This is a genomic window from Mangrovibacter phragmitis (assembly GCF_040429585.1).
GTDB lineage: Bacteria > Pseudomonadota > Gammaproteobacteria > Enterobacterales > Enterobacteriaceae > Mangrovibacter > Mangrovibacter phragmitis.
Map to the genome: position 1 here is coordinate 1788912 of NZ_CP134782.1, position 16380 is coordinate 1805291.

At 51.5% G+C, this 16380-nt stretch carries 19 protein-coding genes; 10 read left to right on the forward strand and 9 right to left on the reverse strand.

The genetic code is table 11. From position 1 onward, the window contains the following. Positions 1–37 precede the first annotated feature (37 nt). The 7 genes from MPHASIOC01_RS08520 to umuD all read right to left on the reverse strand — a co-directional run bounded on the left by MPHASIOC01_RS08520 (position 38) and on the right by umuD (position 8876). Complete coding sequence (locus tag MPHASIOC01_RS08520; RefSeq protein WP_353614352.1) at positions 38–841, reverse strand: PAAR domain-containing protein; 804 nt, start codon at positions 839–841, stop codon at positions 38–40. Beyond that, positions 838–1581, reverse strand: a complete 744-nt coding sequence (locus MPHASIOC01_RS08525; protein WP_235234565.1) for a DcrB-related protein — start codon at positions 1579–1581, stop codon at positions 838–840. Before MPHASIOC01_RS08525 ends, MPHASIOC01_RS08520 begins: the two co-directional genes overlap by 4 nt. 676 nt (positions 1582–2257) lie before the next feature. Next, positions 2258–3229, reverse strand: a complete 972-nt coding sequence (locus tag MPHASIOC01_RS08530) for a ParB family protein (RefSeq protein WP_353614353.1) — start codon at positions 3227–3229, stop codon at positions 2258–2260. 15 nt (positions 3230–3244) lie between these two features. After that, entirely contained in the window at positions 3245–4441 is a 1197-nt protein-coding gene (locus MPHASIOC01_RS08535) for an AAA family ATPase (protein WP_353614354.1), read from the reverse strand. A gap of 1561 nt (positions 4442–6002) precedes the next feature. After that, positions 6003–6746 carry a replication initiation protein RepE gene (gene repE / locus MPHASIOC01_RS08540; protein ID WP_036114698.1) on the reverse strand — a complete coding sequence of 248 codons (744 nt, stop codon included), beginning with the start codon at positions 6744–6746 and terminating at the stop codon, positions 6003–6005. A 433-nt stretch (positions 6747–7179) separates the two neighbouring features. Then, on the reverse strand, positions 7180–8445 hold the full coding sequence (gene umuC / locus MPHASIOC01_RS08545) for a translesion error-prone DNA polymerase V subunit UmuC (RefSeq protein ID WP_353614355.1): 1266 nt from the start codon (positions 8443–8445) through the stop codon (positions 7180–7182). Continuing rightward, a complete protein-coding gene (umuD, locus tag MPHASIOC01_RS08550; RefSeq protein WP_353614356.1) occupies positions 8445–8876 on the reverse strand; it encodes a translesion error-prone DNA polymerase V autoproteolytic subunit in 432 nt (143 codons plus the stop codon). The genes umuC and umuD overlap by 1 nt, the downstream gene beginning before the upstream one ends. 259 nt (positions 8877–9135) lie before the next feature. On the opposite strand from umuD, the gene MPHASIOC01_RS08555 reads away from it, so the two are divergent. The 5 genes from MPHASIOC01_RS08555 to MPHASIOC01_RS08575 all read left to right on the forward strand — a co-directional run bounded on the left by MPHASIOC01_RS08555 (position 9136) and on the right by MPHASIOC01_RS08575 (position 12135). Beyond that, positions 9136–10092 (forward strand): plasmid segregation protein ParM, encoded by a 957-nt coding sequence (locus tag MPHASIOC01_RS08555; RefSeq protein ID WP_353614357.1) that lies wholly within the window; start codon positions 9136–9138, stop codon positions 10090–10092. Beyond that, positions 10092–10496 carry a plasmid partitioning/stability family protein gene (locus tag MPHASIOC01_RS08560; RefSeq protein WP_353614358.1) on the forward strand — a complete coding sequence of 135 codons (405 nt, stop codon included), beginning with the start codon at positions 10092–10094 and terminating at the stop codon, positions 10494–10496. Before MPHASIOC01_RS08555 ends, MPHASIOC01_RS08560 begins: the two co-directional genes overlap by 1 nt. Then, positions 10493–10765, forward strand: coding sequence for a hypothetical protein (locus tag MPHASIOC01_RS08565; protein ID WP_353614359.1), 273 nt, complete (start codon positions 10493–10495; stop codon positions 10763–10765). Before MPHASIOC01_RS08560 ends, MPHASIOC01_RS08565 begins: the two co-directional genes overlap by 4 nt. Positions 10766–11131: 366 nt before the next feature. Beyond that, on the forward strand, positions 11132–11410 hold the full coding sequence (locus MPHASIOC01_RS08570; protein ID WP_353614360.1) for a hypothetical protein: 279 nt from the start codon (positions 11132–11134) through the stop codon (positions 11408–11410). After that, complete coding sequence (locus tag MPHASIOC01_RS08575; protein ID WP_353614361.1) at positions 11410–12135, forward strand: N-6 DNA methylase; 726 nt, start codon at positions 11410–11412, stop codon at positions 12133–12135. The genes MPHASIOC01_RS08570 and MPHASIOC01_RS08575 overlap by 1 nt, the downstream gene beginning before the upstream one ends. A 189-nt stretch (positions 12136–12324) precedes the next feature. Here the strand turns inward: MPHASIOC01_RS08575 and MPHASIOC01_RS08580 are convergent, their stop codons facing one another. After that, a complete protein-coding gene (locus MPHASIOC01_RS08580; protein ID WP_353614362.1) occupies positions 12325–12768 on the reverse strand; it encodes a hypothetical protein in 444 nt (147 codons plus the stop codon). A gap of 242 nt (positions 12769–13010) precedes the next feature. After that, a complete protein-coding gene (locus MPHASIOC01_RS08585; protein ID WP_353614363.1) occupies positions 13011–13325 on the reverse strand; it encodes a hypothetical protein in 315 nt (104 codons plus the stop codon). Positions 13326–13372: 47 nt separating this feature from the next. On the opposite strand from MPHASIOC01_RS08585, the gene MPHASIOC01_RS08590 reads away from it, so the two are divergent. The 5 genes from MPHASIOC01_RS08590 to MPHASIOC01_RS08610 all read left to right on the forward strand — a co-directional run bounded on the left by MPHASIOC01_RS08590 (position 13373) and on the right by MPHASIOC01_RS08610 (position 16265). Beyond that, complete coding sequence (locus MPHASIOC01_RS08590) at positions 13373–14056, forward strand: DNA methylase (RefSeq protein WP_353614364.1); 684 nt, start codon at positions 13373–13375, stop codon at positions 14054–14056. Continuing rightward, a complete protein-coding gene (locus MPHASIOC01_RS08595) occupies positions 14056–14277 on the forward strand; it encodes a hypothetical protein (protein ID WP_353614365.1) in 222 nt (73 codons plus the stop codon). The genes MPHASIOC01_RS08590 and MPHASIOC01_RS08595 overlap by 1 nt, the downstream gene beginning before the upstream one ends. A 44-nt stretch (positions 14278–14321) precedes the next feature. Then, on the forward strand, positions 14322–14741 hold the full coding sequence (locus MPHASIOC01_RS08600; RefSeq protein WP_353614366.1) for a DUF1380 family protein: 420 nt from the start codon (positions 14322–14324) through the stop codon (positions 14739–14741). Positions 14742–15056: 315 nt separating this feature from the next. Continuing rightward, positions 15057–15971 (forward strand): DUF1281 domain-containing protein, encoded by a 915-nt coding sequence (locus MPHASIOC01_RS08605; protein ID WP_353614367.1) that lies wholly within the window; start codon positions 15057–15059, stop codon positions 15969–15971. A 60-nt stretch (positions 15972–16031) separates the two neighbouring features. Then, complete coding sequence (locus MPHASIOC01_RS08610) at positions 16032–16265, forward strand: hypothetical protein (RefSeq protein ID WP_353614368.1); 234 nt, start codon at positions 16032–16034, stop codon at positions 16263–16265. The last annotated feature ends 115 nt before the right edge of the window (positions 16266–16380 follow it).

Consider the following 16380-nt stretch of genomic DNA (forward strand, 5'->3'; position numbering starts at 1 on the left):
ACCAGAAGCTGCTTTTTGTCCGACTAAGAATCTAGGGTTAGAATAGATGAATTCCAACCCTAGAATGCAAATAGCCCAAATTTATAAGACTCTTGGGCGTATTTCTCCATGATTCAAACCCAGCCCCACCTTTCATTCCTACTAGTCCGCCAGCAAAAGAACCTCCTAACGCAAACCATTTCTGTCCGTCACTCCCTTCTCCGTATAAATGACCACCTATAAGGTCTCCAGCATATCCACCTCCTAATCCTCCAGCGAATCCTAACAAAGCAACAGCTGGCCCGACTAAAACTACTGATGCAGCAAGACCGGCGCATAGTAAAACAGTATTTACCCATTCAGGTATTTCGGGGTTTATTGGATCTGTTTGAACTTTCGCTCCTCCAATAAAAACGTTTGAGGAACCGGTATGTATTGATGCGCTACAAGTTAGTAAATCACCAATTCTCGCAGCAGGGAACCCATTGATATTGACTGAACTCGACCCTTGAGCAACTTTCTGTACATTAGGACTGTGCTCACTACATTTTCCAATGGATTGATGAGCTATAATAGCCGGCTTACCATTGATAAAGACATTCAATGACCCTTTATAAAGGTTTCCTGTCTCATGGGTAGGAGCCCACGACATGCTACCTAATACTTCTCCAAGTCCTCCACCACCTGCTGCACCTGCTATAGTTGCAGCAACAACAGCAGCACCAACTCCACCCGTCGCAATTGTGAATGCAGCCCCTACAATGGCCCCACCAATTAAGCCGACGACAAGCCAGCCCTTGGATGAAGAGTGGGTGATAACATCCTCTTCTCTTGCAGCCCCCCATACTTCTGAGCTGCTCATTCTTGATTCATCCTTTTAACTATATAAGACTCAACATCATTAATAGTTTCAATACCCGGTATCCCTCTTACACTTTTAGCCAGCAACAAACTATCAACAAGATTGGTTCGCTGTTCTCCATCTATTTCCCATAATCCATATCGTTCTGAATCGTCACCTGAATTCACTGGTGCCAGCATAAGGGAATGACCATCCTTATCAAAAAACAGATAATCTCCATGTTTAGCTCGTGTGAGGTTTACTCCACGGTAAAGGTCTGGAATTCCTGAAAATACAGATAACTCCCGGGAGTCCCGATCGAAAGTAAAAAATAATGATGTACAATCTGAAGGTATCTGCTTTCTCAGGTTATTGGATAGGTTTGTATTTGAATCGAAACGAATACTGTCAGTTATGCTATTGAAAACCTTATTGTGATATTCATTAAATGCATCTGGACATGTACCTATAAAGCATATTATTTTTTTACCCAGACCATTATCATCAACCAAAACAACTCGTTGCATTTGGAATATCGTACTTTGACCTGATTTGAACCGATAAAATATTTCAGAACCATTCTTACCTGATAGGCATATTTCCTTTGAGTGAATGAGTGAAAACTCGTTCATACTTGTCTCTAGCTCTTCGACAAGCCTTTTAGACATAGATATTACATCTTCTCCAACGTGTGCTGTTGCTCGAGATATTACAAAAGTGAATTCATTCGCGTTTGTATGACTCAGCGTAAAAAGATTCATAGTTCTATCATGAAATACTTCTGGAACTGTAACGGTACAGTCCTGGAGAGTGTACTCAGGCATCTTATTTCATCAATCCATATCAATTTACATGACTATCTAAAACGTATTAATAGAATACGTTTAAACATGATTGCGACATTAATATTCAGTAAAACACATTAGGCATTTGTAGAAATGCGAGTGCTCAACAGGCTAGTAACTGTAATAAGTATGGTGTTACTAGAGCAGATGAAAATTTTTTTTCTAAACTAACATTGTTTAATGGCTTGATGTTTAAGATTGCTCTTAAAACTTTATGCTTGCGGGATTCAATTTGCGGGCTGCTGTGTTATTCAATTCGTGGATATTATTTTTATAATTTCCACTGACTACTTTACCTGTATTCCGATTCACCCAATATTCTATCCCTGCTCATAACGTATGCCTGATATAGCGACATTTCATTTTATCAAAATCACATACGGTCTTTGATTTACTTAGTCATGATAATCCATCGACAAGAGTAGCTGATTTCTGAGTTACACCATTTTCAAACTGATACTCCCTAGCCTATAAAACAATATACTTGGCGATTTCACCGTGAAATTACATGAGTAATTTTAGTCTAAACAGTTAGTTAGCTTTGAAATCATGATGGCGAACATGGTACTTGTTCGCCATCATGTACATGACATCAGGATAGCTGCTTTTTCAGAACCTGCTCTATGGCACTATCCAACTCATCCTGCAATTCTTTAGGCAGCCTGTTAAATTCATAGCTAAACATTCTTCCTTTCGAACGTTTTCGTGCGTATCTATCCTTATCACTAAATGTCCACAGCATTGTTGTTATAGACTTATCTTTATCAGGTTTGGATGCAAGAACGGATGCCTCGCGAGAAATAACCTTCAGAATTCGGTTCTTAACTTCATCCTCAGCAAGCACTTCATCAGCTAAAAGAACATCAACTTCCGGTCCAACATTATCCACTAACTGGTCATAACCAATGTTTTTGCTGTCCAGAGACTCAGTAGCCGAAATCAGTACTTTGTAATCCGAAAATGCTAATTCGGACTGAACTGGGAATAAAGAAATTAAATCCTGGGGAACACTTGCTGCCTGAAGTGCCCTTGTAACTTTGGCCTGGGACAATCCTTCCTGCTCGGCAATCTCTTTTTGACTCAGACCAGCATTTTTCAATGCCAACAACCTGAAACCAATTTCGCGAATATTATGCTCACGAGCAGTCTGAATGTCTCTTGCAAGTTTCCTGGCATCTTCTGATGAAATTTGGTTATTAGTCACCATAACATTCAAACCAACGTGACAAAGAATCGCTGATGCCCGACGTCGGGAACCATCGATGATCTCGATTTTGTCTCCTGACTGAACACCAATGCATGGGAAAAATTGCTGAAGTTTCAGTGTTCTTGTAATGTCTTTCAGGGACTCTGGAGTTAATGCTGACTGGTCTCTTCCATTTGTTTCCTGCACAACAAATGTCTTTTCGATGACCTCATTAGCTGGAATATTACGTAAACTGAATGAAGCTCGCTTGCCGGAAGCAAGGACAAATGTCTGGTTTAATGATTCAGGGTTGGCCCGTTCTGAATTCAAAGATGTTTGATTCAATGTTCTGCCGATTGTGGCTCTTTTACCGTTCATGGGTCACCTCTAATATTAATTCGTTCTCAGAAACTCAATTCGATCGAATACAGCTTTAGCAAAATCCTCCGCTGCAGATCTCGCATTCTTCAATGCTTCACTACTCCCCACATATGTTGACGGGTTAGCAGATATAACTGTGTCAAATGATTCACCGCAGCGCTCAAAACCATCAAGACGAGGAATAGCAACATCCAGCATGTCACCACCAAAGATTTCTTTAGCAAGACTATGACAGAGTTTATGGTCTGCTTTATTTGAAAGCTTGGACATGAATCCTATGTTTCCAATCAGACGGCAACCATGGCCAGAATGCTCAATTAAGCCAACTAATTCAGGCAACCTTGTTAGATACTTCAGCGTTGAGTGAAAATCCACCTGGGCCGGAGGTATGGGAGTTAACAACAAATCTGCCGCAGCAATTGAGTTATTAAGAAATGCATCTAAATGGGGACCGCTATCGACAAAAATAAAATCATACTCACTTTGCAGCTTGTCGATAATATTCTCCCTTAAAACAGAGTGAATGTTTTGTCCAGGAAGATGCTTCTTGCATAAGTCTTCCCAACTTGAAGCAATGAATGCATCATCAATGGAAGCTGGTATAACATCAACACCAGGAACGACAGATGGAACGATGAACTCATTCAACAATTCTTCTTTCGTAACGTTCTGAAGCATAGCTTGTGCTGCCGTCTCCTCAACAATACCTATTGCACGAGTATGATTGAGAAACATTGTTGCCGACGACTGAGGGTCAAGGTCTATAACAAGAATTCGCAGGTCTTCATACAATAAATGGGGATGAGTACGCAGAGCATGCGCCAGAGAAACTGTCGATACAGTTTTAGAAACACCACCTTTTAAATTACCAACAAAAATGGTAAATGCGTCTGCGTAGCGATCTCTGTATTTAGGAACACCTCGATGACAATAAATATCGATGATATTTTGTATAGACATTGCGTACTTAGTAGATGAGCCTGCAGGGCGTTTATCGAAAACATATCCCTCAGCTTCCATCTCACTTACTGCATAATCTACGTTAGCCCTTGTTAATTTAGGTAGCTTAGAAAGCGCTGCTTTCGCATAAACCTGATAAAATTCATGTTCATTCAGCTCTTCTCTTTGCGACTGAATCTGCTCAGTCAGTGAAACTAGCATTTTTCCAGAACGTTGAGCCACTTTCTCAAGCTGATTCAACTTATCCATAGATATTTTCCTTTTATGCAGGATTTATGAATTTCATCAATATTCCTGCATAAAATTCTTTTTGTAAACAGATAAGTTCAAAGAAGCCGAATAAATTGTAAACAACATGACCGGACACATTTATAGAGGTGACACCTGAAAATGCTATCATGAAGCGAATGCTTAGGTAGAAGTGGTGATTTTCGATATGGTGTATGCTCGTAACCACGAGGAGTGTATTGACCATGTCACGGGAAGATCAAAATAGGCTTATGCAAAAAGAGGGGAGAATAACAACGAGACAATATCCCCTCAACATAAAACGATAGTACATCAGGCGGAAATTATGTTTGTGGTTAACGGTTCCATAAGTGTGACAATCAGCCCTCAGTATAAGACTCGGTGAACCGGTACATCCTCTGTAGCCCATCCGTGACAACACACCCTCAGTTTGCAACGCCGTAACTGTGACAATCTGCCCTCAGCATCAGACACGGTGAACCGGTACATCCTCCGCAGCCCATCCGTGACAACACACCCTCAGTTTGCAACGCCGTAACTGTGACAATCTGCCCTCAGCATCAGACACGGTGAACCGGTACATCCTCCGCAGCCCACCCGTGACAACACACCCTCAGTTTGCAGTGCCGTACTGTGACAATCGGCCCTCTATATCAAACACGGTGAACCGGTACATCCTCCGCAGCCCATCCGTGACAGCAAACCCTCAGTTTGCAGCGCCGTACTGTGACAATCTGCCCTCAGTATCAGACACGGTGTACCGTTACATCCTCTGGTGCTCATCCGTGACAACTTACCCTCGGTTTACGGTGCCACAACTGTGACAATCGGCCCTCAGCATCAGACACGGTGAACCGGTACATCCTCTGGTGCTCATCCGTGACAACTTGCCCTCGGTTTACGGTGCCACAACTGTGACAGTCTGCCCTCAGCACCAGACACGGTGATACCGCTACATCATCCGGTATTCGTCCGTGACAATTTGCCCTCGGGTCACGGTGCCACAACTGTGACAGTCTGCCCTCAGAACCAGGCACTGTGTACCAGTACATCCTCAGGTGCTCATCCGTGACAATCTGCCTTCAGTTTACGGTGCCACAACTGTGACAATCAGCCTTCAGTACCAGACACGGTGATACCGACACATCATTCACAGGCCTTCCGTGACAACAGACTCTCTGTTTACAGACTCCTAACTGTGACAACTTGCCCTCAATTCTATATAAAATTGCACCAGCACACCTGCCATAACTATAAGTGACAACTCACCCACTGTTTTCAACACAGTAGAGTGGCATCATTATGAACTCAGCTAAGGCAGGGAAATGAGGTGGTATAAACAAGTGCACAGATAATTACGCAAACAGTGACACATAGCCCTTAAACACCTAAACGGTTCAACGTATAGAAAGTAGTCAAGCACTACAGATTAAAGGACTCTTTACAGGAAATCTGTTTAAAAACAACAAGTCATGATGAATGGGGTAGGTTGACATTCTGAGAAAAGACTAATAATTCAATGAATTATTAGTTAATGGTAACAACAAACCCTCAAGCGCTGTCATACACCTGATTCAATAAAAGTAAAAACTATATGAGTCGTTTGGCGGCCTTTCTTTTTCTCAATATAAGAGACACGCATCGGTGTTCTGCTATTAATTTCGTCTACAACAGGTTGAAGAAAACGTCGTCTAAAGTCAGGCATGCGAAGGTAACTCTGAGGAAGCTGGTAACGTTCCATAATCCAGCCAATCTTCAAAGAAACAACACCAGAACCGTCAGGTTTGCGATACTGGCAAAGAGACTCATACAGCCTCATCGCGTAAGGACTGGTGATCTCCTTTGTCTCACTCAGCCTGAATTGCGTAAAACGGTTCTGTAAGCCAATAAAAAAAGGAATGAGATATGGATTGATGTGGACACTGTAAAGACCGCGAGAAGGGCTCTGAGCACGCTTAATGAACCATGGATATGATTCATATCCCTTCTCATCACCAGCGTCCTCTTCTGGACGGTAAAACACGACCTCTTTCCCGGCGAACCCCTTTAACGCCTGTCGAATATCTTTACTGGCTTCAGCAGAGGTTAATCCAAAAGTTTCAGCATATTGCGAAACCTGAATCTCACATATTCCATCATGTTCATTCAGTGAACCATCATGACGACGGATTTGTTCAACAAACAGATATAACATACGCTTCTGATCTCGAGAAAGACTATACGCAGCTTCTGTTAATTCGTTAGACTGAACAATACGGGGACTGTTCTTGCGACGCTTATCTCTGATAATTGCTAAGTCAGACATTTCAGTTCCGTAATGAGATTCGTGACAAGTTTCAAGATTGTCACTCTTGCATATTGGTTGTCAATAACTATGTGTTTTATATGAGCAATAGAGGGCAATTTGTCACAGGGTTAAGGGTTAATTGTCACAGTAAATAGCCGTTAAGGAGGGCAATTTGTCACAGACAGAGGGTAATTTGTCACATCAACTAGTCTGAAAGCCTTGTAATTACTGTTCTCAGAGTACTTCTAAAAAGAAGATCTAAAAAATGATCTTAAAAAAGATCTTATAAAAATAGCCAGTGTATATGTGGATAACTTTCTCAGTATTATTGTTAAACAAGTGCGTAAGCAGAATATGCTCATCTTGGATGACCTGGTGCTTCCTCGGCATGACAGACTGCGCTAGTCATGCCTTGCGGCGAGCACTGCCTTCTTTTTCAACCAGACAATGATCATCTCAGCATGGCCACAGGAATATCTGACCAGCGGGTCATCCAGGACGGGGATAACTGTTCCCGTTTCATCTGCCAGTCAGGCTGTATCCCTTTGCCCGCAAACCCAATCTGCCCCAATCCCGACTGGTTTATATGGTCAATCACCTTCATCAGCTTTTCACTGCCTGCCCGGGGCTGACTGTCGTCGAACAGGTTGAGCTGGACAACCCCGCCGGGGCTTAAATCATTGAGCATCACACCCGCTGCAGCATAACGGTGTCCCGGGACCCAGATCCGCGCCAGAGAAGCCGTGGCGGTACGGATGATATCCCGGGTATCCCGCGTGGGGACGGACAATGGTTCGCCCGCCTGGTTGCTGTAATACACCTCACCCGGCGTGTACGGAGACGTCCGGATGAACACACCCACGTAGCGGCAGTACTGGCCATCCTGGCGCAGTTTCTCTGCTGCCCGTTCAGCATACTGACAGATGGCCTGATGCAGGGCCTCTTCGTCCGTGATACGGGCACCAAAGGACCGGCTGCTGATAATCTGCTGCCGGGGAGGAGGCGCCTCCTCCATGGAGATACAGGCTTCACCATTCAGTTCCCTGACGGTTCTCTCCAGCACCACACTGAAATGCTTCCTGATAAACGCCGGTGGTGTTCTGGCCAGCTCCAGCGCGGTGGTAATGCCCAGTTGTGTCAGCTTTTTCGCGGTCCGCCTTCCGACCCCCCAGATTTCCTCCGCCGGCTGCCGGGCCAGCAGTTTTTCCGTTCTGGCCCGGGTGGTCACGGCCAGTACGCCCCGGAACTGGGGCCATTCCTTTGAGGCCCACTGGGCGGATTTGGCCAGGGTTTTTGTCAGGCCGATACCGACCCCCACGGTCAGGCCGGTATGTTGCAGAACGGCAGCGCGCAGTGCCCTGCCAAAGTCTTCCGGAGCCTGACAGGCACGGATACCGGACAGGTTCAGAAAGCACTCATCAATGGAGTACCGTTCAACGCCGGCGGCCAGACTCTCCATCACCGAGACCACCCTGCCGGTCAGAACATGGTACAGGGCATAATTACTGGAGAACGCGTAAATCTTCTCCGGAAAAGACTGCTCCCGGACCCGGAACCAGGGTTCGCCCATCCGCACATATTTTTTGGCGGACCGGCTGCGGGCAATCACACAGCCATCGTTATTACTGAGGATCACGATGGGTTTTCCGCGCAGGTCCGGACGGAACACCTCTTCACAGGAGGCATAGCAGCTGTTGATATCGGCCAGGGCAAACATCAGCGGCGCGCCCGTGTGCGGTGTATGAAGTGGGTGACCACCCCAAAAATGACCAGTTGTTCCGGATCAGGATATATCACCGGCCAGGCGGGATTCATGGGCTGCAGGGCCAGACGCGGGCGTAACAGCAGACATTTGACCGTGAATTCACCCTCCGTTTCGGCAATCACCACATCGCCGTGCCGGGCCTGCAGGGATCTGTCCACGACCAGCAGGTCACCGTCATGGATGCCAATATCCTGCATACTGCTGCCGGACGCCCGGACAAAGTAGGTGGCTGAAGGGTGCCGGATGCAGTAGTCATTCAGATCCAGCTCCGCCTCAACATAGTCCGTCGCGGGTGACGGAAATCCGGCCGGACACCGTTCAAGGAAAAGTGGCAGAGAAAGCCCGGTGGAGCCGGTGGCGGGAGACAACACGGTCAGGGACATAATGAATCCTCGTAATACTGTTTATTTATACAGTATATTCCGGCATTCAGGGATGGCAACACTCTTTTTATTTATCTCATATTTATCTCTAAATGGTCTCTTCTTGCTGTGGTCTTCTTTAATTAATACCTTTTTTATCTCTAAAATATCTCAAATATTTCTCAATAAACTGTTTATTACTGTGCATTCAGTCAGTATAATTGTTTTTGTTCTCTTATTTATCTCAAATATATCTCTTATTCAGTCAGGTAAACACACCATGAAAATTTTCATTGATGACGGATCGACCAATATCAAACTGCAGTGGGAAGTGGAGGGCGTGGCCCGGCAGGCCATCAGTCCGAACAGCTTCAAACGGGAATGGGGCGTGGCCTTCGGGAGCGAGCCGGTGTTCAATTACACCCTGAACGGCGAAAATTACAGTTTCGACCCCATCAGCCCGGAAGCCCTGATCACCACCCGTATCGACTGGCAGTACAGTGACGTGAATGTGGTGGCGGTACACCATGCCCTGCTGAAAACGGGGCTGGAACCTCAGCCCGTGGATATCGTGGTGACCCTGCCCCTGACCGAGTTCTACAACCACGACAATCAGCCGGACCAGGCGAAAATCGCCAGAAAGCAGGCCAGCCTGATGCGCCCGGTCACCCTGAATGGCGGGGAAACCTTCACGGTACGCAGCGTGCAGGTCATGCCTGAGTCCATCCCGGCCGGATACCGGGTACTGAAGGAGATGGATGACCTGGACTCCCTGCTCATCATTGACCTCGGGGGAACCACCCTGGACATTTCCCATGTCCGGGCGAAAATGCGCGGGATTTCCCGGATTTATGGCAGTTCCTCACTGGGCGTGTCCCTGATGACCGGGGCCGTGACGGAGGCCCTGAGTACGGCACGCACGAAAGTGAGCAGCTGGATGGCCGATGTGTTCATCATTAACCGTCATGACGATGATTTTCTGCGTCAGCGCATTAATGACGTGTCGTGCCTGGAGAGTGTGAAAGCGGCGCTTTCCGCCTCACAAAACCGCCTGATTAACCGGGTGACTGATGCGGTAAACACCTTCAGCGGGTATTCTCATGTTATGGTAATTGGCGGCGGGGCAGAGCTTATCGCCGGAGCGGTCAGGGAACACTGTGGCCTGCGTGATGACCGGTTCATCATGAGTGAGTCATCCCAGTTCGACCTGGTCAGTGGCATGTACGCAATTGGTTAATGATGAATATGGACACGCGACGCAAGATCAACTTTTATCTCAATCCGGAACGCAATGAAGCAGATCGCTATGTCTGCGAAGTGATTGACAGTCTGCCCCAGGGAGAGCGCGGGCAGGTCTGGCGCGCGGCCATGCTGGCCGGTTTTGCCCTGCGCAAGCAGGACAGCCGGCTGCCAAACCTGCTGGCAGAGCTGCTGACGGCTGAGACCTCGTTTGCGGATATCATCCAGCTGATGCGGGCGGTTTTCCCGGAAGAAATGGCCCGGACAGGCTGGTCTGTGCCGGCCGGACCGGTGGCCACGGCGCCACAGACCCCACCGGTGCCCTCTGTGGAAGATGAAACCCGTGACAACGCCCGGCAGATGTTCGGTCAGGCGGTGCCGGGAGGGAGCCATAAAGCATGAATATAACCCCCGTGATGAAACAGCGCCTGACGTCAGCCGTCAGTACCGTGCTGGTCCGGTGGGGTGTTCCCCGGAACCAGCTGGATGCGCGGATTAAAAAAGTGGGCAGGGGCTTCCTGCTGGTTTCCATTCTGTTTGTGGTGCCGTGCGCGGTATGGACAGACAGTCTGTCGTCGCTGGTGAAGATTGTCCTGCAGCTGGGGTTTGCACTGTGCATGTTCGCCGGTGTACTGCTGGCATTCGATGACGGGAAGCTGCCCCCGCGCTGAGTGGTGAGCCCTGCGAAAGACCTGCCTCCCGGCAGGTTTTTTTTGCCCGGTGGTCAGCCGGCTGCGCCGGCGCACCGGCACCCGGCAGGCCCGCCGGGTGTGATGACGTCCCACCCTGCGGTCGTGCCGGGCTGAAGCCGGTTCCCCTGTCTGCCGCTGATATCCCGCCGTTCCTGTCACCGCGCAGGAGCCTGGCACCCGGTCACCCCCCGTCAAAGGCCGTTTCACTGAAGGACTGCACCCGGTCCCTCCGGGCTGCGGCTTTGCCCTTCGCCTGTGACGGTGTGTTTTTCCCGGTCGCCCATTCCTGCTGATGCGGCGAAGGAACTCGGGGAAACATCATCTTAATCATGCAGGAGAAACAACATGCTTCAGAACAACGTCAACACCGCAGCAAAAGAATCTGAGGAATCATCTCTCACGGACAGTCAGATACAGGACCTGTTCAGCTGGGTGGTGCACAACACAGTGCCGGAGGGGCAGCCGGACGATTTTATCCCGACAGAAGGTCTGCAGGAACTGACGTCATTCACGGCAGAGGGGCCGGATTTCATCAGTGTCTGGCTGGATGAGACGGGCTGGCCCGTGGCCGCCACGGCTCCCATGGACACGTTTTTCCGGGTGATGCACAGGGAGGCGTGCTGATGAGGGCGCAACATCAGATAACCGGGCTGTCCCCGACCATGGCCCGGGCGGAATTCCTGCGGGTGTTTGAGTGCACGGCGCGCCACCACGGGCGGTGGCAGGTCTTTCATGACTTTGTCACGCTGGCCGCCAGTGAGCTGGATATGGCCCGGGTCTGCACGGCCGACAGCCGGGCCCGCATGGCGGCCCTCTGCGGGACGTATTCCCCGGCGGAACAGGCCGCGCTGCAGCAGCTGTTCTGTCTGATGACGGACGCCCTGTCCGGGGGCTTTCAGGATTTTCTCGGCAGTGTGTTCATGGAACTGGAGCTGGGCAATGACCGGGGCGGCCAGTTTTTCACGCCCTGGAGTGTGTCACGGATGATGGCCGGTCTGCTGGTACCCCGGCTGAAGGAGGCGCTGGCCCGTGAGCCCTTTGTGTCAGTGACTGAACCGGCCTGCGGGGCAGGGGGGCTGATGATTGCGTATGCGGCAGCCCTGGCGGAGGCGGGCTTTAACCCTGCGACACAGCTTCTGGTCAGTTGCACGGACATCGATGCTGTGGCGGCGGACATGGCATTCATTCAGTTGAGTTTGCTGGGCATGGCGGCCCGGGTTGACACCGGCAACACGCTGGCCGGGACAGTGACCCGCACCCGGTACACGCCAGTGTGGTATCTGGAAGGGTGGAATGACCGCCTGAAGACCCGGGCGATGCTGCAGGCATTCCGGACCCTGATGACCTGACGAATTTGTCCGCTCCCACTGCAGGTTATCTGCACTGAGTCAGCGTTAAAAGCACTGACCCGGTGCCTTCAACGGGAGACTGACAGTCTGCTGTGAGCGAAAAGCGGAAGTTGGCACTCTGGTTCCCACAAGAGTGGCCACTGAAACAGTCGCAATTCACTTTGCTGACTTTGGTTTGTGACAAATGAGTCAGTGGATACTGAAATGAACAAGGTATCTGCCATATTGTGCTTCAATGACAAACTCTTCGTGCAGAGAGCCATACCACACTGGTGGGCTGGTGATAAGAGTAAAGAACTCTGCAATACCGGTCATTTCATTGAGAGCATCTGCAAAATTGGCGAGAAGGTTCTGCTTGAGTGAGGAGGGCAGAAGTTGCATGTCCTCATGCTCAAAGAACCATAAAGCCACTCTCTCCATAAATATTTTTTGAGAGCATGCTTGAAGTTGTGGGTGCCAGTATGCGGACGGAAACTTATCTGTGATGGATGAGTGATACATCGCCAAAGACGTCAGCATGCTGTCACTTTCCTCAAGTCTAATCACAAAATAGTCAGATACGCGGTTTGCCGCATCATTCATACAGCCTACAGCCAGCATAAATCCTGTGAGTCGTTCCGCATATTTATCCATTTTTCCTCTCTAAGCGCGTTGCCCTATCTGAATTCACATATCTGGAGTAACGTTTCAGGACATTACAGCATGTCTGCAGGTGTCCATGTTAAACAACGCGAGGGGATAGTAAAACCTTGAACCGCCCCAAATGACCAAGACAAACTGCTGTAACAACTTCCTCTTTTGGCACTCAGAGGACATTAAGTAAATAAGCCACCAGGTTTGTTCTGAGCAAAAAAGAGGTACGCATATGCTGAGAATCACATTCCGGGTGCTTCAGAACTCATAACAAGGATGTCGCGTTGCTCCCCGTTATATTCCGCCTCCCGGCGGGATCTCCACTGCCCGTAGCCATCGTGCCCCGTCAGGCGGTCACGGGGCGGGCGGCTTTTATGGCTCATGTCTGTCGCCCCGGCTATTTTGCGCCATCCCTTCGCGGTCTGATGATCGCCCTTCAAGCTGCTTTCGCGGCATATCCTCGCCGCCATTAAAGACTGACGGCTGCGGTATTCCACGGTCAGCCTGACCCGTTGCCTGACGGTGCCTTGAGGCTCCGGGCAGCAGGGAACGGGCATCGTGGCGATGCCCTCCTGACGCCCCCTGTCACCGGAGGAGTACCGTTATGTCCCGTTTTGTCCTGGGTAACTGCGTCCAGATCATGTCCGGCTTTCCGGATAACGCAGTCGATTTCATCCTGACTGACCCGCCGTATCTTGTCGGTTTCCGCGACCGTTCCGGGCGTTCCATTGCCGGGGATACCACGGATGAATGGCTGCAACCGGCCTGCCACGAAATGTACCGCGTACTTAAACGCGATGCCCTGATGGTCAGTTTCTACGGCTGGAACCGGGTGGACCGGTTCGTGAATGCCTGGAAAGCGGCCGGATTCAGTGTTGTCGGCCACCTGGTATTCGCCAAAACCTACGCCTCAAATGCGTCCTGGCTGGGCTACACCCATGAGTGTGCCTATCTGCTGGCAAAGGGACGGCCCCGCAAACCCCTTAAACCGCTGGGTGATGTGATCCCCTGGCAGTACACCGGAAACCGGCATCACCCGACGGAAAAACCGGTGGCCAGTCTGCAACCCCTGATCGAATCCTTTACCGCGCCAGGGGGCATTGTCCTCGACCCGTTTGCCGGGTCCGGCTCCACCTGTGTGGCGGCGGCACAGGCCGGGCGGCGTTATATCGGCATAGAACTGCTGCCGCAGTACCACGCTGCCGGACTGCAACGCCTGGCGGCCGTCCGACGCGCCCTGCACCTGCCGGCGGCCAATGACGACTGGCACCACCCGGAGGCCGCCTGATGAATTACACCGGTCATGAGGACCTGCGCGCCGCCGTAGCGGCGCTGACAAACAGCATGTGTGACCTGCGTGACACCCTGAATGGTCTGGAAAGACAGTACCGCTATGACGCCCCCGCCCTGACGGAGCGGCTGGCCGGACAGACGCTGCGCCGGATTAACACCCTGTATCTGGCGGCATACCAGGAAGCCCTGGAACTGGACGAGAGCTTTAAAGACTGACACCCGGGCCGGGCTAACCGGCCTTCATGAATGAGGAAATACCGATGTTTGGAACCCGCGAAGAACTGTGTCTTGAACTGGAAAGAATGTTCACCCCCTCTGAACCTCTGCTGTTGTTGGTCTGGACCCCCGGATCGGTGGAGGCCGCCTGTGACCCGGAAGAACAGGGGGTGAGCGATGAAGAACTTCCGTCACTGATGGCCGCCCTGGGGGATATTCCCATGGACACGTACCAGGAAGAGGGTGTTACCCGGGAAGACGTGCGCCGGCTGCTGCGCTTCATGCGCGTGGCGTCCCGCCGGCAGGTGACGGTCCCGGCGGCGCTGCTGAACCGTGTCATTGACTGGGCCGTCCGGGAGGTGACGGCCCGGGAAAGCCAGTGTTTTGAGGCCGGTCAGCCGGTGCCCTGTTCCGTGACCCTGCTGGGTGAGGATCTGCGGACCCTGAAAGCGCGGGCCGCATGACCCCCGGCCCCGGGTGTCCGGGGCCATTTCATTAAGGACCGGTGCGGCACACCGCACCGCCATACCTCCGTCCCCGGCGTTGCCGGAAACGGCCGGGTTTCACCGCCGTGCCTTCACGGTAGCCCGGCGGCCTCGTCTGCAAGGGTTCGCTGTCGCCATTCTCCTCACCCGTTCCCGCCGTTCACGGTGCGTTCAGCCCGCTCACGGCGCGCGTGCGGCTTCCGGGAATGCCCCTGCTTCCTCAGCTTTTCGCCGGGCTTTTGTGGCGGCACGGCGATGGCCGTACACGAGCAACCTTAACTGAGGAGTCACATTATGCCGAACTGGTGTGCCAACCGGCTTTTGATCACCGCCCCGGATCTGTCCGGAATTCATGCCCTTGTCCGTGGTACGCAGACCCCGTGGTATGCGCAGGCTGTCGGGGAGGGAAGACAACTTTTTGCGGCCGGCTGTGCCGGTATCCTCCGTCCGGTTGAACCGGTAAACCGTGCGCCTTACCCCGCGTTATGCACGACACGCCCCGGTCAGGACACGCCGGAAAACCGGGCCTACAGTGACTGGCTGACCCTGCTGATGAACGGGGCTGAACTCACCCGTGACCGGTGCGGACACCTGCATGACCTGTGGCTGGGCAGTGGGCTGGCTGCCCGTCACTGGGAAAGCCTGTCCGGGGAGGAACAGGCGGAGGTGGAACGCCTGTTTCGGAACAAACGCCACGACTGGGGCACAGCCGGGGATACGAAGGTGGAGCTCTGGTGGAACAACCGGTGCCGGAATACGCCGCAGGCTGAGGGGCAGGTGATGGACATGCTGTTGTTACTGCCGACCCGGCTGGATGTGGAAGTGAACGGTTTTAACGGCAAACTGCTGGACGGGGTGCCCTCCGGGTATGACTGGTACAGCACCCGTTACGGTATTAAATGGCCGTGCGGATTCGAGGCCGGTATCACAGAGGTCAGCGGGAACTGTCTTCAGGTGGATTTCGACACGCCGTGGTGTCCGCCGTCAGGGGCGGTGCTCGCCGCCCTCAGTGCGCAGTATGGCTGCACCGTGAAGCACTGGTATGCGGAATGTGGCTGCGACTTCTGCGGTTTCAGTGAATATTCGGGCGGTGAACTCACGGAGTGGCTGGAAGACGCGCTGGAGTGGGGCGACGAAGATGAGGACGGCGGCTGTGATGTGTGCGGGCCGGACTGGCTGGTCGGGAATGTGGCGCATTTTGGCGGCTGATTAACAGGACGCACGGGCGGGGTGCCTGCCCGTGCGGGAGAACAGAATAAGGAGCAAACGATGAATGATATGACTGTGGGCGGGCTGATCCGCCGTCTTCAGCGCTGGCCGGAAGAGGCGCTGTGCTGCGGCACATTCTGGCTGGCTGATGATTTTCTGGCACTGGATGAGACACTCACGCCCGAAGAAATTGCCTGTGCGATGGACATTGCCACCGACCGGCATGACGCCAGTGTGGGGTTTAACTGGGATCACCTCGCTGCCGCCATTGCAGAAATGAAAGGGGAGGACTGACCGGCCGGGCAGGGACGCCTGCCGGTTTCACGCAATAAGGAAGTCGCCGGCTCCGCTTCTCTGCCGGCGCCACCCTCCGGGCAGCACCGGGGAACTGTCAGCCTCCGTGCGGTGA

Bases quoted from the DNA above. Each gene is read 5' to 3' on its own strand.
- MPHASIOC01_RS08520 (WP_353614352.1), bottom strand. From the start codon at position 841: ATGAGCAGCTCAGAAGTATGGGGGGCTGCAAGAGAAGAGGATGTTATC.
- MPHASIOC01_RS08525 (WP_235234565.1), bottom strand. From the start codon at position 1,581: ATGAATCTTTTTACGCTGAGTCATACAAACGCGAATGAATTCACTTTT.
- MPHASIOC01_RS08530 (WP_353614353.1), bottom strand. From the start codon at position 3,229: ATGAACGGTAAAAGAGCCACAATCGGCAGAACATTGAATCAAACATCT.
- MPHASIOC01_RS08535 (WP_353614354.1), bottom strand. From the start codon at position 4,441: ATGGATAAGTTGAATCAGCTTGAGAAAGTGGCTCAACGTTCTGGAAAA.
- repE (WP_036114698.1), bottom strand. From the start codon at position 6,746: ATGTCTGACTTAGCAATTATCAGAGATAAGCGTCGCAAGAACAGTCCC.
- umuC (WP_353614355.1), bottom strand. From the start codon at position 8,445: ATGTTTGCCCTGGCCGATATCAACAGCTGCTATGCCTCCTGTGAAGAG.
- umuD (WP_353614356.1), bottom strand. From the start codon at position 8,876: ATGTCCCTGACCGTGTTGTCTCCCGCCACCGGCTCCACCGGGCTTTCT.
- MPHASIOC01_RS08555 (WP_353614357.1), top strand. From the start codon at position 9,136: ATGAAAATTTTCATTGATGACGGATCGACCAATATCAAACTGCAGTGG.
- MPHASIOC01_RS08560 (WP_353614358.1), top strand. From the start codon at position 10,092: ATGATGAATATGGACACGCGACGCAAGATCAACTTTTATCTCAATCCG.
- MPHASIOC01_RS08565 (WP_353614359.1), top strand. From the start codon at position 10,493: ATGAATATAACCCCCGTGATGAAACAGCGCCTGACGTCAGCCGTCAGT.
- MPHASIOC01_RS08570 (WP_353614360.1), top strand. From the start codon at position 11,132: ATGCTTCAGAACAACGTCAACACCGCAGCAAAAGAATCTGAGGAATCA.
- MPHASIOC01_RS08575 (WP_353614361.1), top strand. From the start codon at position 11,410: ATGAGGGCGCAACATCAGATAACCGGGCTGTCCCCGACCATGGCCCGG.
- MPHASIOC01_RS08580 (WP_353614362.1), bottom strand. From the start codon at position 12,768: ATGGATAAATATGCGGAACGACTCACAGGATTTATGCTGGCTGTAGGC.
- MPHASIOC01_RS08585 (WP_353614363.1), bottom strand. From the start codon at position 13,325: ATGCCCGTTCCCTGCTGCCCGGAGCCTCAAGGCACCGTCAGGCAACGG.
- MPHASIOC01_RS08590 (WP_353614364.1), top strand. From the start codon at position 13,373: ATGTCCCGTTTTGTCCTGGGTAACTGCGTCCAGATCATGTCCGGCTTT.
- MPHASIOC01_RS08595 (WP_353614365.1), top strand. From the start codon at position 14,056: ATGAATTACACCGGTCATGAGGACCTGCGCGCCGCCGTAGCGGCGCTG.
- MPHASIOC01_RS08600 (WP_353614366.1), top strand. From the start codon at position 14,322: ATGTTTGGAACCCGCGAAGAACTGTGTCTTGAACTGGAAAGAATGTTC.
- MPHASIOC01_RS08605 (WP_353614367.1), top strand. From the start codon at position 15,057: ATGCCGAACTGGTGTGCCAACCGGCTTTTGATCACCGCCCCGGATCTG.
- MPHASIOC01_RS08610 (WP_353614368.1), top strand. From the start codon at position 16,032: ATGAATGATATGACTGTGGGCGGGCTGATCCGCCGTCTTCAGCGCTGG.